Source organism: Marinobacterium profundum, from assembly GCF_001528745.1.
In the GTDB taxonomy this organism is placed as follows: Bacteria; Pseudomonadota; Gammaproteobacteria; order Pseudomonadales; family Balneatricaceae; genus Marinobacterium_A; species Marinobacterium_A profundum.
The window spans coordinates 16,689-39,202 of the sequence record NZ_BCNS01000210.1 but is presented as its reverse complement, the minus strand read 5'-3'; the positions used below and the strand labels follow the sequence as shown (position 1 = coordinate 39,202).

Genomic DNA, 22,514 nt, shown 5'->3' with positions numbered 1-22,514 from the left:
GCCCAGTGCGCGCCGTAACCCATCGTCGGTCGAATGGGTGGCATGGGGATGCCAGTGCTCGCCGGTATATGGCCATGGATGGGCGGTAGCCAGGAAATGCAGGAGCAATATTCTGCTCATCAGGGGAACAAGAGCCGCTCTGGTGTTTCGGACAGGCAGCGCGTGGCGCGGCCTGTCCAGTTGTCTTAGATGTATTCAAACGCCTTGACGATTTTCTGCACGCCGGTAATGGTTCGCACCAGGCGCACTGCTATGTCGGCTTCCTTCTGGCTTACCAGGCCCATCAGAAATACCGTGCTGTTTTCTGTAACGACTTTGATGCGGCGGCCGTTGATGTTGCGTTCTGCCAGTAGCTGCAGTTTGACGCGGCTGGTCAGGTAGGCGTCATTGCTGCGCACTATGCCGGACGTTGGGCCGGCAATCTCCAGTTCGTTGTGTACTTTGCGCACTTCGCGAATCTGGCTGGCAATGCGTTCGGCTTCATCGCGGGTGGCGGCGCTGGGAACCTGGCCGGTGAGCAGTACCAGGCCGTTATAGCTGGTGGCGCCGACGTGGGCGTTGCGCAGGCCGACCGAACCCTTGTTGATATTGACCAGAGTCTTGGTTTCGATGACTTCGTCTTCCAGGTAATTACCCAGAGTGCGGTGCCCCTTGTCTTCCTTGATAGGCTCTTCCCTTGTGGCGCTAATCAGGGAGGAGCAACCAGACAGGGCGACAATGCTGGCGAGGCTGGTGGCAATTAACAGTGTTTTCATCGGTTTCAGGCTCCAAACAGTTGGTAGTCGATCAGATCGCACAGGCAGTGCAGCACCAGTAGATGGGCGTCATGTATCAGTACATCGTCATCGGCTGGAACGCAGATTTCGATTTCATCCGGGCGTAAAAGTGCCGTGGTATTGCCGCCATCGTAGCCGGTCAGTGCGATAACGCTCATATCCCGGTCGTGGGCGGCCTGAATGGCCTGGACCAGGTTGCTGGCTCGGCCGTGGGTCGAGACCACCAGCAGGATGTCGCCAGGTTGGCCCAGGGCGCGAATCTGCTTGGAGTAAATGTCGCTAAAGCCGCTGTCTTCACTGATGGCGGTCAGGGTGGCGCTGTCGGCCGACAGAGCAAGCGCAGGCAGTCCCGGGCGCTCATGGCGGTAACGGTTCAGCAGCAAGGCGCAAAAGTGCTGCACCAGCGCGGCTGAGCCGCCGTTGCCGACGCACAGGATTTTGTTTTCATTTACCAGGCAATGCAGCAGTTGCTCGCCAGCGCTGGCGATCATGGGTGTGTAGTGTTCGATGGTATGGGCATTGATATCCATCGAACTGTGAAACTGGCTGACAATGCGGTCTTCGAGTTCCATTCAGCGGTGTTTCCGATCTCAGGGCCTGAAGGCGTCTTTATACCATAGCGGGGTGGCCGTCGGTGAATCTGATTCGAGTGCAATCACATCAAAGCGGCAGGGCTGGGTGGCCCGCTGGGGGTATTGGCTCAGGTAATGGTTAGCGGTAAGGATAATTTTATGCTGTTTGCGGGCATCGACCGAGGCTGCTGCGCTGCTCAGGCTGCTGCGACCGCGCTTGCGCACTTCAACGAAGACCAGGCAGTCGGCGTGCAGCATAATAAGGTCGATTTCTCCCAGGCGGCAGTGGTAGTTGCGCGTCAGCAGCGCCAGGCCCTGCTGTTCCAGCCAGTGCAGGGCCTGGTCTTCGGCAAGCTGTCCGCTGGCGCGCCTGTCCATCAGTTGCTCACGGGTGTCAGCAGCTTGGGGACGCCATTGTCGAACCGGGCCCATGGCAGATCCCTGGCGATGCGTGAACCTGAGACCAGGTGTAGCTCTCCGGTTTCGCCGCTGATGCGTGCCTGTGGGCTTGCCCGCAGTTGCTCCAGGTAAGGGTGCAGCGTGAAGGCGTCGGCGCCCAATGCGTAGAGGCGACCAAAGCGTGTGTCGGTATCATCGCGCTGCTGGCTCATTGCCAGTTTCAGTGTGCTGGGTGGGCCTATCACCCAGGGCAGGTCGCAAAAGAGGATGCCGTTAAGGTCAATATCGCTGATGCTGTTGGGGCTGCCGTTATACAGGTGCGACGTGGCATAGACCGGCAGGTTGGCGGCGTAATTGAAGGCCAGCAAGGGTTTGATCTGGCGGGCATCGATTGGCAGGGCGCTGAGGAAGAGGGCGTCAGCATCGTTGCGCGGCTGAGGTTCGGACTCGATGCGATTGCCGGTGACTGAGCGTATGCGTTTGGCGCGGGCCTCGCTGATATCTGTTTTCAGCAGAGCTCTGACCTGGCCGGCCAGGCTGGCCTGCTCGGCGAAGGTCACGGCGTCGACGACCTGGCCACCGAGGCTCTCGAATTCGCGGATAAAGGCCTGGCCTACACGGGAGCCCCAGTCAGTTTCAGGAATCATTACCAGCATCTGGCGGCGGCCGTCCTGCCAGGCGCGCTGGGCGGCTGCCTGTGCTTCATCCTCGGCGGCAAGTCCCAGCTGATAAAGGTTTGTCGGCGCTGCTATGTCGGTATTGTTCAGTGCCAGCACAGGTATGGGCAGTTCGGTGGCGAGGGCGATCTGGCTCACATAGTTCTTGTCGAGCGGGCCGACCACCAGATCCAATTGCATGGTGCGGGCCAGATTCAGCAGTTGCTCGGGCGTATTGACCAGAGTTGAATCCAGCAGTTGTATTTCCGGCACCGGCTGGCCTTCGCGCTGAGCCTGATAATAGGCGGCCATGAAGCCGTCGCTGATGGCGCTGGCTGCCTTGGAGAGTGAGCCGCTCTGGGGTAGCAGCAGTCCTATGCGTCGGGTCGGGGTAATGCTGGAGTCGAACAGCACGGCTACGGCTTGGGGTGGCAGTTGCAGTGCTGGGTGGGACTGCCACAGGGTGCGCCATGTCGCCAGGCTATTGTACTGCCCGGCCAGATCGGTGCTGGTGCGCAGGTTAATGGCCAGTTCGTACCAGCCCTGCTCGTAATAGGAGGCGTCGCCGCTCGCGGCCAGGCGCTCAAGGCTGGTGCTGGGTAACTCGCCCAGTAACGTCCAGATGCGTTCGTGCAGTTGCTGGCGCAGGGCAGGGTCCTGGCGCAGTTGCGCCACCTTGATCAGTTCTTTCAGTTCGCCCGGGTTGTCTTGTTGCTGCTGGTAGGCTTGTGCTCTCAGCTCGCCCAGTTCAATGGCCTGGGCGGTGGGCAGGGGTTCGCTGCTGGGCATTTCAGCCAGGTAGAGCAGGGCCTGGCTGCTGTTTTGTCGTTCCAGTGCGGTGCCTGCCTTGAGCTTGGCAATATCAAAGCGCAGGATCGGCGGCAGCAGTGCGGTGTCGATGCGCTCCAGAATGGCAATGGCCTGATCGCGCTGGTCTATATCGATCAGTTTGCGGGCGGCTTGAGCACGTAATTCGGCCGAGCGGATAGGCTGGGCGCGGTTGGCTTCATCGAGCAGGGCTGCGATAGCGTTTTGCTCGCGTTCGATAGCGTTGGCGGCGGGTGCGGGTGTCCTTGATGTCGGCGTACTGCAGCCAACAAGCAATAGGGCCAGCACGCTGGCGGTCAGAGACAGGCGCAGCGGATTCATCATATACTCTGTCACCCCAAAAGACGGATGGATTCAATATGTCGGAAGCGGTTTTGTATGTTGTCGCAACACCTATAGGCAATCTCGCAGATATGACTGCGCGTGCAATTGAGGTGCTGCAGACAGTGACACTGATCGCGGCGGAAGATACCCGTCACAGTGCACGTTTGATGGCGCACTTTAACATTAAAACTCCCATGATTTCAGTGCATGATCACAACGAACGTCAGCGAATTGAGCGAATTATTGAGCGACTGGCTGCTGGTGAAAGTATTGCGCTGATTTCCGATGCCGGTACGCCGCTGATTTCTGACCCCGGTTTCGTGCTGGTGCGGGCGGTGCGCGAGGCGCAGTTCAGGGTCGTACCAGTGCCAGGCTGCAGTGCGCTGGTCACGGCGCTCTGTGCTGCAGGCTTGCCGTCTGATCGTTTTGTGTTCGAAGGTTTTCTTCCGGCCAAGAGCCTGGCGCGGCGCCAGCGCCTGGATGCGCTGGCCCGGGAGGAGCGCACACTTATCTTCTACGAGTCGACTCACCGTATTCTTGCGTCCCTGGAAGACATGCAGGCCTGCTTTGGGGCTGGGCGCATGGTGGTGGCTGCGCGTGAGCTGACCAAAACCTTTGAAACCATAAAGGGTGCGCCTGTATCCGAGCTGCTTGATTGGATGCGTCAGGATGCCAATCAGCAAAGAGGCGAGTTCGTGGTGCTGGTTCAGGGCGCGCCCACGGCGGCCGAAGATGAGGTCAACATCGAGGCCATGCGGGTGCTTGATGTGTTGCTGGAAGAGCTGCCGATCAAGCAGGCTGCGGCGCTGGCGGCGAAGCTGACGGGCCTGAAAAAGAACTTCCTTTACCAGGCGGCACTGGCGCGACGCGACGCCTGATTGGGGTTAAGCAAAAAAAGGCCGGGTATCCTGGCTTGCGCTTTGTGTGGATACTGGTATTCTTGCGCCCGGATGAGTTCGCCGGACAGTCGTCGCTGCGCTTGCGCAGGGGAGGAAAGTCCGGGCTCCATAGGGCGGAGTGCCAGATAACGTCTGGGCGGCGCAAGCCGACGGCCAGTGCAACAGAGAGTAGACCGCCTAAGCGTGGAGCTCTTCGGAGCTGCATGACGGTAAGGGTGAAAGGGTGCGGTAAGAGCGCACCGCGTGGGTGGCAACATTCCACGGCACGGTAAACCCCACTCGGAGCAAGACCAAATAGGGACCCACTAGGCGCGGCCCGCGCTGGGTCCGGGTAGGTCGCTAAAGGTGTATGGTGACATGCATCGTAGATGAATGACTGTCCTCGACAGAACCCGGCTTACAGGCGAACTCATCCAACTAATTTTTTCATGCAGTAGCTGTATTCCGCGCGTCCGATTTTTCCGCGTTTTTGTTCTAATTGGCTGATTCCTATATCAGTTATTTCCCAGCCACCCTCGACGCTCAGTCAGTGGCCTCAAATTAGCTAATGCGTTCGCTTATCTTCATGGAAGGTGCCACTGCGGCTGCCTTGCATTGCCTGTGGTTAGTTCCTACTATAGTGTGCGCAAGTGGGGTAAAGTGGGTAGATGTGGGGAGTTGTGGGAATTCTGTGGTGAAAGATGGTTTGAACCGAGGCTGAAAGCTCCATGTTTCGAGGCGTAAATCCAATCAATCTCGATGCCAAGGGCCGTATGGCTATTCCGGCACGCTACCGCCAGCAGATTCAGGCGGGGTGCGAAGGTTGTCTGGTGGCCACTATTGATACCGAAGAGCGTTGTCTGTTGCTCTACCCACTGCCCGAATGGGAGCAGATTCAGCAAAAAATCGAGGCCTTGTCGAGTTTTAATCCGGTCACGCGGCGTATTCAGCGACTTTTGATTGGTCATGCCACGGATCTGGAGATGGATGGCAGTGGCCGTTTGCTGCTGACAGCGCCGTTGCGCGAATACGCGGGGCTCGACAAAAAGGTGATATTGCTGGGGCAGGGTCGCAAGTTTGAGATCTGGAGCGAGGATCTCTGGAATCAGACCCGCGAGCAGTATCTGAAAGATGTAGAGGGTGGTATGGCGCTGCCAGATGAGTTGCAGACGCTGTCACTGTAGGCCAAATGATTACAGCACAAAGGTTGTCGAGCGCGAATGATACAGGATTTCAGTCATACCACCGTATTGCTGCGCGAGGCGGTTGAAGCCCTAGTGCAGGACCCGGATGCCTTCTATATAGACGGCACCTTTGGTCGAGGCGGTCACAGCGGGCTGATTCTGGAGCAGTTGCAGTCCAAGGGGCGCGTGCTGGCGATCGACAAAGACCCCGAGGCGATCACCTACGCAGCTGAGCGTTTTGGCGATGAGTCCCGCTTTGAAATCGAGCGCGGTTCCTTTGCGGATATGGATCAGTACGTGCGTGCGCGCCAGCTGGCCGGCAAGGTCGGCGGCATCTTGCTGGATCTGGGCGTGAGCTCGCCACAGCTGGATGATGCCTCGCGCGGTTTCAGCTTTCTGAATGAAGGTCCGCTGGATATGCGGATGAATCCGGATGTCGGTCTGAGCGCGGCGCAGTGGATCGCGACGGCCAGTGAAAAGGAAATGGCAGATGTGATCTTTACCTACGGTGAAGAGCGCTTTGCCCGACGCATGGCGCGCGCCGTTGTAGCAGCGCGCCAAGAGGTGCAGATCACCACCACGGCGCAGTTGGCCAAGATTATCGCGGAAGCGAACCCTGCCTGGGAGAAGGGGAAACATCCGGCGACGCGAGCCTTTCAGGCTATCCGGATTCATATAAACCGGGAACTGGAAGACCTTGAGCGTTGCCTGGACCAGGCACTGGATTTGCTGTCGATAGGAGGTCGCCTGGTGGTGATCAGCTTTCATTCGCTGGAAGATCGCATCGTTAAACGCTTCATTCGCAAACATGTGAAGGGTGACGAGCATCTGCCCCGTGGCATTCCTGTGACCCAGGACATGCTGCAACAGCGTCTCAAATCCGCGGGCAAGGCGATCAAGGCCAGCCCTGGGGAAGTTCAGCAGAACCCTCGTGCGCGCAGCGCGGTCATGCGAGTCGCGGTGCGTATCAAATGAAAGTGCCCGCCATGGAGTGGCGCCCGTTCCGGATGCTGCAGTGGCTGCAGGGCTGGAAATCGGCCGACGCCGCAGCGACAGATACCAAGTCTGTCCCTGCGGCGTCCTTGCGTCTGTTCAGTGCCGCAGAGCTGACACGTCCGGCGATGGTGCTGCTGGTGCTGGTGGTGTTACTGGTTGGCAGTGCCATGGCGGTAATTTTCAGTGCTTATCAATACCGTATTCTGTTTAACCAGCATCAAAACCTGATTGCCAACTGGGATGAACTCCAGGTCGAGTGGGGTCAACTGGTGCTGGAAGAAAGTGCCTGGGCGGCGAATAACCGCATTGAACAGGTTGCGAGTAAGCGTCTTGCCATGCTGGTGCCTGAGCCCGGCATGATTGAGATCGTGCGTCATGAACGCTGATTCGGTCAAGGTTGAAAATCAGGCGGCCAAAAGCTGGCGCCTGTTACTGCTGTTTGCCCTGCTGGCGATCATCGCCTCGGGCATCCTGTTTAAGCTGTTTTCCCTCTATGGTCAGGATCAGGCCTTTTTGCAGAGTCAGGGCGATGCCCGCACTCTGCGCACCATGCTGATTCCTGCGCACCGTGGTCAGATTACCGACCGTAACGGCGAGCCCCTGGCGGTGAGCGCGCCTGTAGCGACTATCTGGGCCGACCCTGGCAAAGCCGATTTGAATCACCCATCCCTGGGACGTCTGGCGCAGTTGCTGGAGATGGATCGTACCGAGCTGCTTGATCGTCTCAACGAATTCAAGTCACGTCAGTTTATCTATCTGCGGCGACAGGTTTCACCAGAGCTGTCCCAGCAGGTCGCGGCGCTGCGGGTGCCCGGTATTCATGTGGATCGGGAATACAAACGCTACTATCCGGCGGCCGAGGTCACCAGTCACCTGGTGGGCTTTACCAATGTTGATGGTGAGGGGCAGGAGGGCATGGAGCTCGCCTACAACGACTGGCTGCGCGGTGACCCTGGCAGCAAGCTGGTACTCAAGGATCGGCTGGGTCGCACCATCAAGCACATTCGTTCGGTGGAGGAGTCCGATCCTGGCCGCAATTTGCAGTTGAGTATCGATCTTCGGCTGCAGTATCTGGCCTACCGTGAGCTTAAGGCTGCGGTGCAGGTGCACAAGGCTGATGGCGCGGCGGTGGTGGTGCTTAATGCCCATACAGGCGAAGTGCTGGCCATGGTGAATCAGCCGTCCTACAACCCGAATGATCGCAGCAAACTGAGCAGCGGTGCCTTGCGCAACCGCGCTCTGACCGACCTGTTCGAGCCAGGCTCACCAATGAAGTCGCTCACAGTGGCGGCCGCTCTGATGAGCGGCCAGTACAAGCCAGACACTCCGGTGGATGTGTCGCCCGGCTACATCCGCTTAAAGGGACACACCATTCGGGATCACCGTAATTACGGCACCCTGGATCTGACCGGCATTATTACCAAGTCCAGCAACGTTGGCGTGACCAAGCTGGCCCTCAGTATGCACGGCGATGCAGTACGCAATCTGATGACCAACGTGGGTCTTGGGCAGGTGCCGGGCACGGGCTTCCCGGGCGAACAGTCGGGCTCTGTGCCCTATGTGTCGGAAAAACAGGTCGTCGAGCGCGCCACCATGTCCTACGGCTACGGGCTCTCTGTGACACCGCTGCAGCTGGCTCATGCTTATATTCCCTTCGCCAGCAACGGCATGATTCGTCCCGTTTCCCTGCTCAAACAGAGCGAACCCGCGCCCATGGTGCGGGTAATGCCGGAACAGGTGGCGCGGGATGTGCTGGGGATGATGGAAACGGTGACCAACAGTGGTGGCACTGGAACTCGTGCACGGGTTCCGGGTTACCGCATTGCCGGCAAAACAGGTACGACCCACAAGATTGGCGCCGGTGGCTATATCGCCGATCAGTATGTCTCGGTCTTTGCCGGTGTGGCGCCGGTGGAGAACCCGGAACTGGTGATGGTGGTCATGGTGGATAACCCCAAGGGGCAGGAATATTTCGGTGGCGAGGTGGCAGCGCCGGTGTTTTCGCGGATAGCGGCCGGTGCGTTGCGGCTGCTGAATGTGGCGCCGGATGACTGGCCGCAGACAGATAGCAAGCGGGTGGCGATGAAATAACATGACTCCAATCGCGCAAGTTACATTGCAACAGCTCCTGCCAGAGGCGGTTAACACCCCTCTGGCTTCGCTCGTTCTCGGGGGGCTGTCCCAGGACAGCCGTACGCTGCAGGCCGGTGAGCTGTTTCTCGCCCGCCCGGGTTTGAGGCACCGGGGTGTTGATTTCATTCCCGCAGCCGTCGCCCGTGGCGCCGTGGCGGTGCTGGTGGATGAAACCGAGTCGGCGATGATCGCGCAGACCGATTTCGGCGTGCCGGTGCTGGCCATCCCGCAACTGGCGTGGCGCATAGGTCCCATGGCGTCGCTTTTTTACGGTGAGCCGAGTCGCGCCATGCAGATGATTGGCGTGACCGGGACCAACGGCAAAACCTCCTGCAGTCACTACATTACCCAGGCGCTGAACCTTGCCGGGCGGCGCGCGGCGCTGATAGGTACCGTGGGGAATGGTTTTATCGGTGCCCTGGCAAGTGCTAGTCATACCACGCCCGACCCCATCGCATTGCAGCGCCTGCTGGCGGATTTTCGCCGCCAGGGCGCAGATGCGGTGGTGATGGAGGTATCGTCCCACGCGCTGGATCAGGGGCGCGTCCAGGGCATCGCTTTCGATGTGGCGGCATTCAGCAACCTGAGTCGCGATCACCTGGATTACCACGGTTCCATGGAGGCCTACGGCGCCGCCAAGGCGCGCCTGTTCGATGCCATGGAGGTGCCTTTGCTGGCCATCAATGCCGATGATGCTTTCGGCCGCAGCTTGCTGCAGCGTTCTTTTGCCGATGCGCGTGAGGTGCTGGCCTTTGGTACTGGCACCGATGTGGATATTTATCCTGTCAGCAGTCAGCTCAACAGCAACGGCATGCAGCTGCGACTGCATACTCAGCTGGGTGATATGGATATACAGAATCGCCTGCTGGGGCACTTTAATCTGAGTAACCTGCTGCTCAGCGCTGCGGTACTGCAGTTGGCGGGGCTTGGTCGTGATCAGCTGCAACATGGCCTTAATGGCCTGACGCCCGTCTGTGGTCGCATGGAATGTTTCGGCGGCGGTGAACTGCCGCTGGTTGTGGTCGATTACGCCCATACGCCGGATGCACTGGAAAAGGCGCTGCAGGCGCTGTCCGATCATGTTGAAGGTCAGCTCTGGTGTCTGTTTGGCTGCGGTGGTGACCGCGACACCGGCAAGCGCGCTCAGATGGGCACTATTGCCGCACGCCTGGCGGATCGCGTGGTGGTCACCAGCGATAATCCGCGCAGCGAAGACCCGGTTCTTATCATCGGCATGATTCAGGAGGGCATCGACAGCGCCACGGTTTGCGAGGTGGAGCCTGACCGTGCCCGGGCGATCCAGCAGACCCTGAGCCGTGCCGGCACTGGCGACATAGTGCTGATTGCGGGCAAGGGACATGAGGATTATCAGGAAGTTAAAGGCCAGCGTCGTCCGTTCAGTGATCAACTGATCGCGCAGCAGGCGCTGGATATGCGCAAACAGGGGGCGCTGTCATGATCGGATGTTTCAGTCTTGCCGAGCTGAGGCCGGTACTGGATGGGCGTCTTGAAGGCGATGCGGGAGCCATCAGCATTAGCCGCGTCAGCACGGATACGCGTCGGATTCAGCCGGGGGATCTGTTTGTGGCACTGCGCGGTGAGAATTTTGATGCCCATGATTTTGTCGCCCAGGCTCAGAGCCTGGGCGCTGTAGCGGCGGTGGTCGAACGCCTGCTGCCACTGGCGATGCCGCAGCTAGTTGTCGCCGATACACGACTCGCGCTCGGTGCAATTGCGCAATACAATCGCACCTTTTTTGCAGGCCCCCTGATCGCAGTCACGGGCAGCAGCGGTAAAACTTCTGTTAAGGAAATGCTTGCTACCATACTGGCCGGCGCAGGCCCTACGCTGGCAACCCGTGGCAACCTGAACAACGAAATCGGCGTGCCGCTGACGCTGTTCGAGCTGGAACAGCAGCACCGTTATGCCGTAATCGAGATGGGCGCCAGTGGCCCTGGCGAGATCGACTACGTATCGGGGCTGGCCAGGCCCGATGTGGCGGTGCTTAACAATGCCTTTGGCGCGCACCTCGAGGGCTTTGGTTCGCTGGAGGGGGTCGTGCGGGCCAAGGGCGAGATCTTCAATGGTCTCAACGCCGGTGGCACAGCGGTGGTCAACGCCGATGATCCACATGCGGATACCTGGCTGCGACAGCTGGAGCAGCGCCGGGTATTGAGTTTTGGACTTGAGCGCAGTGATGTGGATGTGACGGCCAGGGACTTGTATTACCAGCCCAACGGCTGTTACGGCTTTGAACTGGTTGTCGGTGAGCAGCGCGCTGCGGTGCATCTGCGGGTGCTGGGGCGTCACAACGTCGCAAACGCTCTGGCAGCAACGGCCGCGGCCTTCGCAGCGGGTCTGGAGTTAAAGCTGATTGTGCAGGGGCTTGAGCGTTTCGAAGCGGTCGCAGGGCGTATGAAACCGCTTGCGGGCGTGGCGGGCTGCCGGCTGATTGATGACAGCTATAACGCCAATCCCGCGTCGGTCAAGGCTGCCATAGATGTGCTGGCGAGCCTGCCGGGTGAGCGGGTGCTGGTGCTCGGTGACATGGCGGAGCTCGGCGCTGATGCTGCCCAGCAGCATGGCGAGGTGGGAGCCTATGCGGCGGCGGCCGGAATTGAGCGCTTCTATGCCACAGGGCCTTTGTGTAGTCACGCGGTTGCGGCCTATTGCGCTAAGGGCGGTAGCGATGGACAGAATTTTGATAACAGAGCCGAGTTAATCGGCGCACTTAATACACTGGCGCACGCGCAGCTGACCCTGCTGGTCAAGGGGTCGCGCAGCGCCGCTATGGATCAGGTCGTATCCGGCCTGACGCAAGGGGAATCTCACTAGATGCTGGTTATTTTTGCCGAATTTATGACGCAGTATTTTAAAGGCTTTGCTGTGTTTCAATACATTACGCTGCGCGGCATTCTGGGTGTGCTGACGGCACTGGGGATCTCGCTGTTCGCAGGTCCGCGCCTGATCAGACTGCTGAAAAATCGCCAGATCGGTCAGTCCGTACGCAATGACGGTCCCCAGTCCCACCTCAGCAAAGCCGGCACCCCGACCATGGGTGGTGGCCTGATATTGCTGGCGATCGGTATCAGCACCTTTCTGTGGAGCGACCTGGGCAATCGCTATGTCTGGATACTGATGGGCGTGACCTTCATTTTTGGCGCCGTTGGCTGGGTCGATGACTGGCGCAAGGTAGTGGAGAAAAACTCCCGTGGCCTGCCTGCGCGCTGGAAGTATTTCTGGCAGTCCGTCGGCGGCCTGGGGGCTGCCATTGCACTCTATAGCACGGCTCCGGGTGTGGCCGAAACCACTCTGATCGTGCCCTTTTTCAAGGAAGTGGCGCTGGACCTCGGCATCTTCTTTGTCGTCTTTACCTATTTCGTGATTGTTGGCACCTCCAATGCTGTCAACCTCACCGATGGTCTGGACGGGCTGGCCATTATGCCCACGGTCATGGTGGCCGGTGCGCTGGCGGTTTTTGCCTATCTGACCGGCCACAGCCAGTTCGCCAGTTATCTGAATATCCCCTATATCGCCGGTGCCGGTGAGGTGATTATTTTCTGCGGTGCCATCGTCGGCGCGGGCCTGGGCTTTCTCTGGTTCAATACCTATCCGGCTCAGGTATTTATGGGCGATGTGGGTGCTCTGGCCCTGGGGGCTGCGCTGGGCACCGTGGCCGTAATCGTGCGCCAGGAACTGGTGCTGGTGATCATGGGCGGCGTTTTCGTGATGGAAACCGTATCAGTGATCCTGCAGGTGGCCTCGTTTAAGCTGACTGGCCGGCGCATCTTTCGTATGGCGCCGATTCATCATCACTTTGAATTGAAGGGCTGGCCTGAGCCACGGGTGATAGTGCGCTTCTGGATCATTACAGTGGTACTGGTATTGGTCGGCCTGGCGACGTTGAAGATCAGGTAAAGGTAAAAAGGACGAGGGGCGAGGTGCGAGGTGCGAGGTGCGAGGAGAAAGGTGCTAGCTAAAAGGTGCAAGGTAAAAGGTGCAAGGTAAAAGGTGGTGAGTTGGTATCACCGATGATGCGGTTATTGATGGTTGTGCAACAGGGAATGAGAGATAGATGAGTTTGATTTCGAGTGATCGGCTAACAGTGGTGATCGGTCTGGGCAAGACCGGGCTCTCCTGTGCGCGGCATCTGCAGCGCCTTGGCCGTCGCTTTGCCGTGGTGGATACCCGCCAGGCGCCGCCGGGACTCGAAGAGCTGCGTGCATTTGCGCCCGATGTAGACGTGCACTGCGGCGAGCTGGACGGCGACTTTCTGGCGCGGGCCGATGAGCTGGTGCTGAGCCCGGGTGTGGCCCAGAGTCATCCGGCGATTCGCCAGGCGGTGGCTGCCGGTGTGCGCCTGACCGGTGACATCGACCTGTTCTGCCGTGCCATAAGCGCGCCTGTGATCGCTATCACTGGCTCCAACGCCAAGAGCACCGTCACGACCCTGGTGGGAGAAATGGCGGCGGCGGCGGGTATTGATGTGGGTGTCGGCGGCAACCTGGGAACCCCTGTGCTGGACATGCTGGCCGGCGGCGAACAAGCACTCTACGTGCTGGAGTTGTCGAGCTTTCAGCTGGAAACAACGTCTGACCTGCGTGCCGAAGTCGCTACTGTGCTGAATATCAGTCCCGATCACCTGGATCGCTACGACAGTGTGCAGGACTATTACCGCGCCAAGCATCGCATCTTTCGCGGTGCCCGCAAGGTGGTGGAAAACAAGGATGATCCGCTGACCCATCCGCTGCTGCCCAAGGGTGTGGAAACCTGGCTGTACCATCTTGGCGTGCCTGATCTGAAGCGCTTTGGCTTGCTGCAGGACGCAGCCGGGCAGGACTGGCTGGCGCTGGGCCGCGAGCGGCTGCTGGCGGTCAGCGAGCTGCGTATCCGCGGTACCCATAATGTCAGCAATGCGCTGGCGGCGCTGGCCATTGGCCATGCTGCTGGCCTGCCGATGGCGGCCATGCTGCAGGCACTGCGCACCTTTGGGGGTCTCGAACACCGTTGCGAGTGGGTTGCCGATGTCGCCGATGTCGCCTACGTCAACGACTCCAAAGGCACCAATGTCGGCGCTACTGTTGCTGCGCTGAACGGGCTGGGGCCGACCCTGGCGGCGGGCGCAGGTATAGTGCTGATCGCCGGTGGTGATGGCAAGGGCGCCGAGTTTGCCGAGCTGGATGCACCGCTCAATCGTTATGCCCGGGCGCTGGTATTGATCGGTCGCGATGCACCGCGCATTGATGCCGCTATCAACACCGTTGCGCGTGTCTATGCCCAGTCCATGGATGATGCGGTTCAGCAGGCCGCTAGCCTGGCCCAGCCCGGCGACATAGTGCTGCTGTCGCCAGCCTGTGCCAGCTTTGACATGTTCAGCGGCTATCCGGCACGCGGCCATAGCTTCGTCGCTGCAGTGAGGGCCCTGGCATGATCAAAAAGTACTGGCAGGCATTGCAGCCGCAGCAGCAGGGGACGTTACCGTTCGACCCCTGGCTGCTGCTGGCCGCTGTCAGCCTGGTACTGACCGGTTTTGTGATGATCACCTCGGCGTCCATGGACGTGGCGGCAGAGCGCTTTGGCGGGGCTTTTTTCTTCAGTATCCGCCACGGCATTTTCATGATCATGGGGCTGGTGCTGGCGCTGGTGGTGTCGCGCATCCCGCTGGCATTCTGGCACCGGCTGGGGCCTGTGCTGCTGCTGGTGGCGCTCGTGTTGCTGGTACTGGTGCTGATTCCCGGCTTGGGTCGCGAAGTAAACGGCAGTCGACGCTGGATTGGTCTGGGTCCGATCAATCTGCAGGCGTCGGAAATCGCCAAGTTCTGTATGGTGCTCTACCTCAGTGGTTATCTGGTACGGCGTCTGACCGAGGTACGCAGTAGCTGGACCGGTGTGGCCAAGCCCGCGCTGCCACTGGGTATCCTGGTGTTCCTGCTGATTATGGAACCCGATTACGGTGCGGCTGTGGTGCTGATGGGCACTGTCATGGGCATGATATTTCTGGGTGGCATGCGATTTGGGCAGTTTTTGATGGTTACCTGCGGCGCCATTGCCCTGATCGGTGTGCTGGCCATCGCCCAGCCGTACCGCATGGAGCGCCTGAAGTCCTTCCAGGACCCCTGGTCCGACCCTTTTGGTGCCGGCTATCAGCTGTCCCAGGCCCAGATCGCTTTTGGTCGCGGTGACCTGTTTGGCACTGGCCTTGGCAGCAGTGTGCAGAAGCTGTTTTACCTGCCCGAAGCCCATACCGATTTTGTATTTTCGGTACTGGCGGAAGAGTTTGGTCTGATGGGCGCGCTGCTGGTGATCAGTCTTTATGTCGTGCTGGTAACGCGGGTCTTCCTGATCGGGCGCCAGGCGGAGAAACAGAAAGAGTTTTTCATGGCCTACGCCGCCTACGGTTTTGGCTTTATCTTCGCAGGCCAGGCGCTGATCAATATAGGCGTGAATGTCGGTGCCTTGCCCACCAAGGGGCTGACACTGCCGTTGCTGAGCTACGGCGGCAGCAGTTTGCTGGTGTGCTGCGCCATGATTGCCATAGTGCAGCGAATTGATTTTGAACTTAAAACCAAGCGTCTGGCGGCCGGGGCGCCGCGGTCGCGCAGGCGTCGTCGTGTTGGTACGGATGCGCAAGTAACGGAGTCTGCGACATGACGGCCTGGCAGGGTAAGAAAGTGTTGGTTATGGCCGGCGGTACGGGTGGTCATGTATTTCCGGCGCTGGCCACGGCGCGGGAGCTGCAGCGTGAAGGTGTGCAGGTGGAATGGCTCGGAACAAGACGGGGCATTGAGTCCGATCTGGTGCCGGCGGCCGGCATTGAGCTGCACTACATCGATGTGGCCGGCCTGCGTGGCAAGGGTCGATTGAGCCTTGCGCTGGCGCCTTTGCGCCTGGCGCGGGCGCTGTGGCAGGCCTGGTGTTTGCTGCGCCGCTACCAGCCGGACCTGGTGCTGGGCATGGGCGGCTTTGCCGCAGGCCCCGGCGGGCTGGCCGCTCGCTTGCAGGGGCGCCCGCTGGTGATACACGAACAGAACGCCACGGCAGGCATGACCAATCGCATTCTGTCGCGCATGGCAACACGGGTGCTTGAAGCCTTCGGTGGGGCTTTCGGTGCCGGCCGCGACGTCACCCTGACCGGCAACCCGGTGCGCGGTGCCATTCTTGAACTGGCACCGCCGGAAGAGCGCATGCAGGGGCGTACCGGGCCGCTACGCCTGCTGGTGGTCGGCGGCAGTCTGGGGGCGCGCGCCATTAACGACTTGCTGCCCAAGGTGCTTGCATCCCTGGCGCCGGAGCAACGACCGCTGGTGCGGCATCAAACGGGCAGGAAACTGCTGGATGAGACCCAGGCGCTCTATCGGGACTGCGGTGTTGAGGCCGAGGTCGTACCTTTTATCGATCGCATGGATGAGGCCTATGGCTGGGCCGATCTGGTACTGTGCCGCGCCGGGGCCTTGACGGTGAGCGAGTTGTCTATCGCTGGCGTTGCTGCGGTGCTGGTGCCTTTCCCGTTCGCGGTGGATGACCATCAGACAGGCAATGCCGCTTACCTGGCGGGTCCGGGGGCTGCGCGACTGATTCAGCAGCGCGATCTGGATGAGAGCGCGCTTAAAGCCCTGCTTGAAGAGCTTGGCAGTCGGGAAACCCTGCTTGGCATGGCGAAGATTGCGCGGGCGCAGGGTCGGCCTGAGGCCAGCCGCGATGTGGCGCGCATCTGCCTGGAAACCATGAAATGAACAAGATACACAAAAGCCTGACAGTGTTTGAAAGTGAGTAACCAGATGCACAAGAGTCCGACAGTATTTGAAGTACCCGAGTCTGTGGTGCGGTTCTGTCAGGACATCGAGAAGTGAGTCATTTAATGCGCAAAAGCCTGACAGTGTTTGAAAGTGAGTAACCAGATGCACAAGAGTCCGACAGTGTTTGAAGTACCCGAAATGCGGCGTATCCGCAGCATCCACTTTGTCGGTATCGGCGGTGTGGGCATGTGTGGCATTGCCGAAGTGCTGCTGAACCAGGGCTATGCCGTCACTGGTTCCGATATTCGGCCGTCTGCCACGACGCAGCGGCTCGAATCCCTGGGCGCGGGGGTCTTTATCGGCCATGCCGCAGAACATGTTGAACTGGCCGACGTGGTGGTGACATCTACCGCGGTGAACGAGCAGAACCCCGAAGTCATAGCGGCGCGCGAACGCCGGGTGCCGGTGATTCCCCGTGCCGAAATGCTGGCAGAGCTGATGCGCTATCGCCATGGCATCGCCGTGGCCGGCACCCATGGCAAGACTACCACCACCAGCCTGATTGCCTCGGTGCTGGCCGAAGGCGGATTGGATCCGACCTTTGTTATAGGTGGCCGTCTTAACAGTGCTGGCACCAATGCCAAGATGGGCGGAAGCCGCTATCTGGTGGCCGAAGCCGACGAAAGCGATGCGTCCTTTTTGCATCTGCAGCCCATGGTGGCCATTGTCACCAATATCGACGCCGACCACATGGATACCTATGAAGGCGACTTCAATCGACTGAAAAAAACCTTTGTCGATTTTCTGCATAACCTGCCGTTCTACGGACTGGCGGTGGTGTGCACGGATGACGAGGTGGTGCGCGACATCATTCCCGAAATCGGTCGGCCCATGCTGACCTACGGTTTCAATGACGATGCCGACTATCGCGCCTTCGATGTACGTCAGAATGGCATGTGCACGCGCTTTCGCGTCCAGCGTCCGGAAGGTCATGCCGAGCTTGAAATCAGCCTGAATATGCCGGGCCGGCACAATGTGCTGAACGCACTGGCGACTATCGCCGTGGCGACAGACGAGGGTATCGGTGATGCCGCCATCTGCCGGGCGCTGGAGCAGTTCGAGGGTGTTGGTCGTCGTTTTCAGGTTCTGGGCGATGTGCCGGTCAATGGTGGAAGTGCCATGCTGGTGGATGACTACGGTCACCACCCGCGCGAAGTGCAGGCCACCATCCGCGCCGTGCGTGACGGCTGGCCGGACCGCAGACTGGTAATGATCTATCAGCCGCACCGCTACAGCCGTACACGGGATCTGTATGAAGACTTTGTGCAGGTGTTAACCGAGGTCGACACCCTGTTGCTGATGGAAGTTTACGCCGCCGGCGAAGAACCCGTGCCCGGTGCCGACAGCCGTAGCCTGTGCCGCAGCATCCGCCAGCGCGGCCGCGTCGATCCGGTATATATCGAAAACAGCGAGCAGGTGGCCGAGGTGCTGCGCGATATTCTGCGTCCCGGCGATCTGTTGCTGACCCAGGGTGCTGGCAACATCACCGCCCTGGCGCATGAACTCAAATCACTGAGCCTGACCCATGACTGACGGGGGAAACACTATGGCAAACGCTGCCGATTTTCAGATTTCCGCCGCCGAGGCCGCAGAGCTTGGGCGGGTGGCGGTCATCATGGGAGGCAACTCAGCTGAGCGTGCGGTGTCGCTGAAAAGCGGCGCCGCGGTGCTGGCTGCTCTGGGTCGCGCCGGCGTCGATGCCTTTGGTATCGATCTATACGGCGAAAGTCAGGATTTCTGTCCCGTGACCCAGCTGCAGGCCCAGCCCATTGATCGGGCCTTTCTGATTCTGCACGGGCGCGGCGGCGAAGATGGCGTGATCCAGGGCGTGCTGGAAATGCTCGGCATTGCCTATACCGGCAGTGGCGTTGAAGCTTCGGCGCTGGGCATGGACAAGCTGCGCAGCAAGCAGCTGTTTGTTGGTGCGGGTTTGCCGACGGCACCCTTTGCGGTGCTGTCCTCGGCCCAGATGCTGGATGAGGCCGAAAGTCGCCTCGGCTACCCGGTGATGGTGAAGCCGGCCCACGAAGGTTCGAGTCTTGGCATGAGCAAGGTGCGTGACCGGGCGCAGTTTGAAAGCGCCCTGGGCGAAGCGCTGCGTTACGACAACAGTGTTATCGCCGAACAGTGGCTGACCGGCGCGGAGTTCACGGTGGCAGTGCTGGAGGGTGCTGCGCTGCCGGTGATCCGTCTCGAAACGCCGCACGAGTTTTATGACTACGACGCCAAGTATCAGGCTAATGACACCCGTTACCTGTTTGAACACGGTCTGGATGAGGTTCAGAGCAAGGCTCTGGCCGCGCTGGCCTGCGAGGCTTTCGCGGTGATCGGTTGTCGCGGCTGGGGCCGCATCGACGTGATGCAGGATGCAGCGGGTCAGTTTCATCTGCTAGAGGTGAACACGGCTCCTGGCATGACCGATCATAGCCTGGTACCCATGGCGGCACAGCGGGCTGGTATCTGTTTTGAGGAGCTGGTGGTGCGGATACTGCGGGGCGCTGAGTGACAGCGATGATGCAGGGGCGGCAGGCATCGCACAGTGCGGTGCCGGATGCTCAGGTGCTCCGGGTGTCTGCCGGTGCCAAGCGCGGACTGCTGCGATCGATACTGGTGCTGGTGTCGCTGGTGATCTTTGCCGGTCTGTGCACGGCGCTGGCGCAGCAGGTGTGGCGCTGGCTGGACAAGCCGGTAACCGAGGTGCGGGTGCTAGGCGATGCGCGTCATCTGAACAAGACGGAGCTGGCTCAGCGTCTGGCGGCGGGGCTGAATGCACCGCTGCTGCAGCTGGATCTTTCCCGGCTGCAGGAGCGGCTGCTGGAGGAGCCCTGGGTGCGCGGTGCCAAAGTGCGACGTGACTGGCCGCCAGCGATAGAGGTGCGTATTGACGAGGAAGTGCCGGTGGCGCGCTGGGGTGACAAGGGGCTGCTGAATCACGAGGGCGATATTTTCTGGCCCGAGCTGAAACCGGAGTACGTGTCACTGCCGCGACTCAACGGGCCCGCCAGCGATACTGGTCGGGTGATGGCACAGTTTCATGACCTTAACCGCATGTTCCAGAGCGCCGGGCTGAAGCTCAGTGGTCTGTCGCTGGAGGCGCGGGGCGCCTGGACGCTGGAGCTGGACAACGGCATGCGGGTGGTGGTCGGCCGTGAACGGGTGACCGAGCGGTTGGCACGATTTATTCAGATCTACCGTCAGGGGCTTGCGGAGCACGCGACGCAGATCGAACAGGTAGATATTCGGTATACCAACGGTGTGGCGGTCAAATGGCGGCCCAAACCGGATACAGACGAAAAAGCGGGTTAGAACTATGTCCGACAGCAACATGATCGTGGTGCTCGATATTGGCACCTCCAAGGTGGTTTGCCTGGTGGGCGAAGTCGGCCCGGAAGGGCGCATTGAAATTATCGGTGTCGGCTCCCAGCCCTCCCGCGGTCTCAAGCGTGGCGTGGTGGTTAACATTGAATCCACCGTCAGCTCTATCCAGCGGGCGGTAGAAGAAGCGGAACTGATGGCCGGCTGCAAGGTTCACTCGGTGACCGTAGGGATTGCAGGCAGCCATATCAGCAGCATGAACTCCCACGGCATAGTCGCGGTCAAGGATCGGGAAGTGACCGAACACGACCTGGAGCGGGTGATTGATGCGGCGCGGGCGGTGGCGATTCCGGCGGATCAGAAGATCCTGCATATTCTGCCTCAGGAGTACCTGATCGATAACCAGGAAGGCATTCGCGAGCCGTTGGGCATGTCCGGCGTGCGGCTGGAAGCGCGGGTGCATCTGGTCAGCGGCGCCATCAATGCGGTGCAGAATATCGAGAAGTGTATCCGTCGCTGCGGGCTTGAAGTTGACCATGTGGTACTCGAACAGCTCGCCTCGAGCTATGCGGTGCTAACCGACGACGAGAAGGAACTGGGTGTCTGCATGGTGGACATCGGCGGTGGTACCACGGATATCGCCATCTTTATCGGCGGCGCCATACGGCATACCGCAGTGATTCCGATTGCCGGTGATCAGGTGACCAATGACATCGCCATGGCACTGCGTACCCCGACGCCGCACGCCGAGCAGATCAAGATCAAGTACGCCTGCGCCCTGGCCCAGCTGGCGGGCGTGAATGAAACCATCAAGGTGCCAAGCGTGGGGGATCGCCCGGCACGGGATCTGTCCCGTCAGGCGCTGGCAGAGGTGGTGGAGCCGCGTTATGACGAGCTTTTTTCGCTGATTCAGAGCGAGCTGCGTCGCAGCGGTTTTGAAGATCTGGTGGCGGCAGGCCTGGTGCTGACAGGCGGTAGCGCCAAGATGGAAGGTGCAGTGGAGCTGGCGGAGGAAATTTTCCATATGCCGGTACGTCTGGCAGTACCCAGTGGAGTTTTCGGTATGGAGGACGTGCTGAAAAACCCGATTTACGCCACGGGCACCGGCCTGTTGCACTATGCCCGTCAGGAACACCAGTACCAGGCGCCGACCAACAAGTTACCGGCATTGTCGGCCCGCAGTTCCATGCAGGAACTGCCGGCGCGGCGTCGCCAGATGCAGATACCCGAACTGCCGAGCGTGGGTTCGGTGCTGGGTCGCATGAAAACATGGTTTCAGGGAAATTTTTGAGGCGCCAGGCGGCCTCGATTGGACAATTTATTAGTATTTGACGGTGCCGGAATGTAGTAGGCAGGCGCTATAACGGAGGAAGGGGATATGTTTGAATTACTCGATAACGTACCACAAAGCGCAATAATCAAGGTTGTTGGTGTGGGCGGTGGCGGCGGTAATGCCGTTCACCACATGCTGAACAGCGACGTTGAAGGTGTTGAGTTTATCTGTGCCAATACTGATGCCCAGGCGTTAAGCAACTCTGCTGCGCGCTCGGTACTGCAGATTGGCAATGAACTGACCAAGGGGCTGGGCGCCGGAGCCAATCCGGATGTCGGCCGTCAGGCTGCCATCGAAGACCGCGAGCGGATCGCCGAAATGATTCGTGGCGCCGACATGGTGTTTATTACCGCCGGCATGGGCGGTGGTACAGGCACAGGTGCGGCGCCAATCGTTGCCGAAGTGGCGCGTGAACTGGGCATTTTGACCGTGGCGGTCGTGACCAAGCCGTTCCCGTTCGAAGGCAAAAAGCGCATGAAGATTGCTGAAGATGGCATTCGTGAACTGCGTGATTCGGTGGACTCCCTGATCATCATTCCCAATGAGAAGCTGATGCAGGTGCTGGGTCGCAACTGCAGCCTGCTGAACGCCTTCAACACGGCGAATGATGTCTTAAAGGGCGCTGTGCAGGGTATTGCAGATCTGATTACCCGCCCCGGCATGATCAACGTCGATTTCGCCGACGTGCGCACTGTTATGTCCGAAATGGGTATGGCGATGATGGGTACGGGTATTGCCCGCGGTGAGGACCGTGCAACCCTGGCAGCGGAAGCTGCCATCAAGAGCCCGTTGCTGGAAGATGTGGACCTCAAGGGTGCCAGCGGCATTCTGGTCAATATCACCGCGGGTCTGGATCTGAGCCTGGGTGAATTTACCGAAGTGGGTAACATCGTTGAGGAATACGCTTCCGATAACGCCACCATAGTGGTGGGTACTGTTATAGATCCGGAAATGAAGGACGACCTCAAGGTTACCGTGGTTGCGACCGGGCTGGACAAGCGTCCCGAAGAAATTCGGGTAGTTAGCAGCAACAGTAACTACAAGCCCGATGGCGCCCTGGATATGCGCGAAATCGAGCTGCCGACAGTACTGCGTCGCAAGCGCCAGGAAGCCATGCTGGATGAGCCCACTGTGCCGACCGATGCCGAGTCGCCCCGTGGATCGCTGCGCCAGGGTGGCAATAATGCGCAGTCTGAATATGGCGCGCTGGATATCCCGACCTTTCTGCGCCGCCAGGCAGACTGATGCGGGCTACCGGGGTGAGTAAATGGGGTGGGCGTGCCGGGCCATGCCGGCCGGCGCTGGTTTGCCTCGTTCAACTCAC

At 59.9% G+C, this 22,514-nt stretch carries 20 protein-coding genes and 1 other RNA gene; 17 read left to right on the top strand and 4 right to left on the bottom strand.

Annotation, left to right across the window (positions count from 1 at the left end):
• Positions 1-185: 185 nt before the first annotated feature.
• Genes MPRO_RS23685 through MPRO_RS23670 form a run of 4 tightly spaced genes read right to left on the bottom strand, consistent with a single transcriptional unit; the run spans position 186 to position 3,555 of the window.
• A complete protein-coding gene (locus tag MPRO_RS23685; RefSeq protein ID WP_067298782.1) occupies positions 186-755 on the bottom strand; it encodes a BON domain-containing protein in 570 nt (189 codons plus the stop codon).
• 5 nt (positions 756-760) lie between these two features.
• A complete protein-coding gene (locus tag MPRO_RS23680) occupies positions 761-1,348 on the bottom strand; it encodes an SIS domain-containing protein (protein ID WP_067298781.1) in 588 nt (195 codons plus the stop codon).
• Between the two features lie 18 nt (positions 1,349-1,366).
• Positions 1,367-1,726 carry a YraN family protein gene (locus tag MPRO_RS23675; protein ID WP_067298780.1) on the bottom strand — a complete coding sequence of 120 codons (360 nt, stop codon included), beginning with the start codon at positions 1,724-1,726 and terminating at the stop codon, positions 1,367-1,369.
• Complete coding sequence (locus tag MPRO_RS23670; protein WP_082709092.1) at positions 1,726-3,555, bottom strand: penicillin-binding protein activator; 1,830 nt, start codon at positions 3,553-3,555, stop codon at positions 1,726-1,728. Before MPRO_RS23670 ends, MPRO_RS23675 begins: the two co-directional genes overlap by 1 nt.
• 35 nt (positions 3,556-3,590) lie before the next feature.
• On the opposite strand from MPRO_RS23670, the gene rsmI reads away from it, so the two are divergent.
• The 17 genes from rsmI to ftsZ all read left to right on the top strand — a co-directional run bounded on the left by rsmI (position 3,591) and on the right by ftsZ (position 22,435).
• On the top strand, positions 3,591-4,433 hold the full coding sequence (gene rsmI / locus MPRO_RS23665) for a 16S rRNA (cytidine(1402)-2'-O)-methyltransferase (RefSeq protein WP_067298778.1): 843 nt from the start codon (positions 3,591-3,593) through the stop codon (positions 4,431-4,433).
• Positions 4,434-4,506: 73 nt separating this feature from the next.
• An RNA gene (gene rnpB / locus MPRO_RS23660) (RNase P RNA component class A) lies at positions 4,507-4,870 on the top strand.
• Positions 4,871-5,161: 291 nt separating this feature from the next.
• Positions 5,162-5,617 carry a division/cell wall cluster transcriptional repressor MraZ gene (mraZ, locus tag MPRO_RS23655; RefSeq protein WP_067298777.1) on the top strand — a complete coding sequence of 152 codons (456 nt, stop codon included), beginning with the start codon at positions 5,162-5,164 and terminating at the stop codon, positions 5,615-5,617.
• 36 nt (positions 5,618-5,653) lie between these two features.
• The gene (gene rsmH, locus MPRO_RS23650) at positions 5,654-6,592 is read left to right on the top strand and encodes a 16S rRNA (cytosine(1402)-N(4))-methyltransferase RsmH (RefSeq protein WP_067298776.1); all 939 of its coding nucleotides are present in this window, start codon (positions 5,654-5,656) and stop codon (positions 6,590-6,592) included.
• Positions 6,589-6,999 carry a cell division protein FtsL gene (gene ftsL / locus MPRO_RS23645; RefSeq protein WP_245635192.1) on the top strand — a complete coding sequence of 137 codons (411 nt, stop codon included), beginning with the start codon at positions 6,589-6,591 and terminating at the stop codon, positions 6,997-6,999. The genes rsmH and ftsL overlap by 4 nt, the downstream gene beginning before the upstream one ends.
• Complete coding sequence (locus MPRO_RS23640; RefSeq protein WP_067298775.1) at positions 6,989-8,704, top strand: peptidoglycan D,D-transpeptidase FtsI family protein; 1,716 nt, start codon at positions 6,989-6,991, stop codon at positions 8,702-8,704. Before ftsL ends, MPRO_RS23640 begins: the two co-directional genes overlap by 11 nt.
• 1 nt (position 8,705) lies before the next feature.
• Positions 8,706-10,205 carry a UDP-N-acetylmuramoyl-L-alanyl-D-glutamate--2,6-diaminopimelate ligase gene (locus MPRO_RS23635; RefSeq protein ID WP_067298774.1) on the top strand — a complete coding sequence of 500 codons (1,500 nt, stop codon included), beginning with the start codon at positions 8,706-8,708 and terminating at the stop codon, positions 10,203-10,205.
• Positions 10,202-11,581 (top strand): UDP-N-acetylmuramoyl-tripeptide--D-alanyl-D-alanine ligase, encoded by a 1,380-nt coding sequence (locus MPRO_RS23630; RefSeq protein WP_067298773.1) that lies wholly within the window; start codon positions 10,202-10,204, stop codon positions 11,579-11,581. Before MPRO_RS23635 ends, MPRO_RS23630 begins: the two co-directional genes overlap by 4 nt.
• The gene (gene mraY / locus MPRO_RS23625; protein ID WP_067298772.1) at positions 11,582-12,664 is read left to right on the top strand and encodes a phospho-N-acetylmuramoyl-pentapeptide-transferase; all 1,083 of its coding nucleotides are present in this window, start codon (positions 11,582-11,584) and stop codon (positions 12,662-12,664) included. It abuts the gene before it with no gap.
• A 157-nt stretch (positions 12,665-12,821) separates the two neighbouring features.
• Complete coding sequence (murD, locus tag MPRO_RS23620) at positions 12,822-14,177, top strand: UDP-N-acetylmuramoyl-L-alanine--D-glutamate ligase (RefSeq protein ID WP_067298771.1); 1,356 nt, start codon at positions 12,822-12,824, stop codon at positions 14,175-14,177.
• Entirely contained in the window at positions 14,174-15,397 is a 1,224-nt protein-coding gene (gene ftsW / locus MPRO_RS23615; protein WP_067298770.1) for a putative lipid II flippase FtsW, read from the top strand. The genes murD and ftsW overlap by 4 nt, the downstream gene beginning before the upstream one ends.
• A complete protein-coding gene (gene murG, locus MPRO_RS23610) occupies positions 15,394-16,479 on the top strand; it encodes an undecaprenyldiphospho-muramoylpentapeptide beta-N-acetylglucosaminyltransferase (RefSeq protein ID WP_067298769.1) in 1,086 nt (361 codons plus the stop codon). Before ftsW ends, murG begins: the two co-directional genes overlap by 4 nt.
• Before the next feature lie 165 nt (positions 16,480-16,644).
• The gene (gene murC / locus MPRO_RS23605; RefSeq protein WP_067298768.1) at positions 16,645-18,075 is read left to right on the top strand and encodes a UDP-N-acetylmuramate--L-alanine ligase; all 1,431 of its coding nucleotides are present in this window, start codon (positions 16,645-16,647) and stop codon (positions 18,073-18,075) included.
• Positions 18,076-18,088: 13 nt separating this feature from the next.
• Entirely contained in the window at positions 18,089-19,048 is a 960-nt protein-coding gene (locus MPRO_RS23600; RefSeq protein ID WP_067298767.1) for a D-alanine--D-alanine ligase, read from the top strand.
• A 5-nt stretch (positions 19,049-19,053) separates the two neighbouring features.
• Complete coding sequence (locus MPRO_RS23595; RefSeq protein WP_245635195.1) at positions 19,054-19,848, top strand: cell division protein FtsQ/DivIB; 795 nt, start codon at positions 19,054-19,056, stop codon at positions 19,846-19,848.
• 4 nt (positions 19,849-19,852) lie between these two features.
• Positions 19,853-21,148, top strand: coding sequence for a cell division protein FtsA (ftsA, locus tag MPRO_RS23590; RefSeq protein ID WP_067298766.1), 1,296 nt, complete (start codon positions 19,853-19,855; stop codon positions 21,146-21,148).
• 87 nt (positions 21,149-21,235) lie between these two features.
• Complete coding sequence (gene ftsZ / locus MPRO_RS23585; RefSeq protein ID WP_067298765.1) at positions 21,236-22,435, top strand: cell division protein FtsZ; 1,200 nt, start codon at positions 21,236-21,238, stop codon at positions 22,433-22,435.
• Positions 22,436-22,514: the final 79 nt, after the last annotated feature.

Bases quoted from the DNA above. Each gene is read 5' to 3' on its own strand.
- MPRO_RS23685 (WP_067298782.1), bottom strand. From the start codon at position 755: ATGAAAACACTGTTAATTGCCACCAGCCTCGCCAGCATTGTCGCCCTG.
- MPRO_RS23680 (WP_067298781.1), bottom strand. From the start codon at position 1,348: ATGGAACTCGAAGACCGCATTGTCAGCCAGTTTCACAGTTCGATGGAT.
- MPRO_RS23675 (WP_067298780.1), bottom strand. From the start codon at position 1,726: ATGGACAGGCGCGCCAGCGGACAGCTTGCCGAAGACCAGGCCCTGCAC.
- MPRO_RS23670 (WP_082709092.1), bottom strand. From the start codon at position 3,555: ATGATGAATCCGCTGCGCCTGTCTCTGACCGCCAGCGTGCTGGCCCTA.
- rsmI (WP_067298778.1), top strand. From the start codon at position 3,591: ATGTCGGAAGCGGTTTTGTATGTTGTCGCAACACCTATAGGCAATCTC.
- mraZ (WP_067298777.1), top strand. From the start codon at position 5,162: ATGTTTCGAGGCGTAAATCCAATCAATCTCGATGCCAAGGGCCGTATG.
- rsmH (WP_067298776.1), top strand. From the start codon at position 5,654: ATGATACAGGATTTCAGTCATACCACCGTATTGCTGCGCGAGGCGGTT.
- ftsL (WP_245635192.1), top strand. From the start codon at position 6,589: ATGAAAGTGCCCGCCATGGAGTGGCGCCCGTTCCGGATGCTGCAGTGG.
- MPRO_RS23640 (WP_067298775.1), top strand. From the start codon at position 6,989: ATGAACGCTGATTCGGTCAAGGTTGAAAATCAGGCGGCCAAAAGCTGG.
- MPRO_RS23635 (WP_067298774.1), top strand. From the start codon at position 8,706: ATGACTCCAATCGCGCAAGTTACATTGCAACAGCTCCTGCCAGAGGCG.
- MPRO_RS23630 (WP_067298773.1), top strand. From the start codon at position 10,202: ATGATCGGATGTTTCAGTCTTGCCGAGCTGAGGCCGGTACTGGATGGG.
- mraY (WP_067298772.1), top strand. From the start codon at position 11,582: ATGCTGGTTATTTTTGCCGAATTTATGACGCAGTATTTTAAAGGCTTT.
- murD (WP_067298771.1), top strand. From the start codon at position 12,822: ATGAGTTTGATTTCGAGTGATCGGCTAACAGTGGTGATCGGTCTGGGC.
- ftsW (WP_067298770.1), top strand. From the start codon at position 14,174: ATGATCAAAAAGTACTGGCAGGCATTGCAGCCGCAGCAGCAGGGGACG.
- murG (WP_067298769.1), top strand. From the start codon at position 15,394: ATGACGGCCTGGCAGGGTAAGAAAGTGTTGGTTATGGCCGGCGGTACG.
- murC (WP_067298768.1), top strand. From the start codon at position 16,645: ATGCACAAGAGTCCGACAGTGTTTGAAGTACCCGAAATGCGGCGTATC.
- MPRO_RS23600 (WP_067298767.1), top strand. From the start codon at position 18,089: ATGGCAAACGCTGCCGATTTTCAGATTTCCGCCGCCGAGGCCGCAGAG.
- MPRO_RS23595 (WP_245635195.1), top strand. From the start codon at position 19,054: ATGATGCAGGGGCGGCAGGCATCGCACAGTGCGGTGCCGGATGCTCAG.
- ftsA (WP_067298766.1), top strand. From the start codon at position 19,853: ATGTCCGACAGCAACATGATCGTGGTGCTCGATATTGGCACCTCCAAG.
- ftsZ (WP_067298765.1), top strand. From the start codon at position 21,236: ATGTTTGAATTACTCGATAACGTACCACAAAGCGCAATAATCAAGGTT.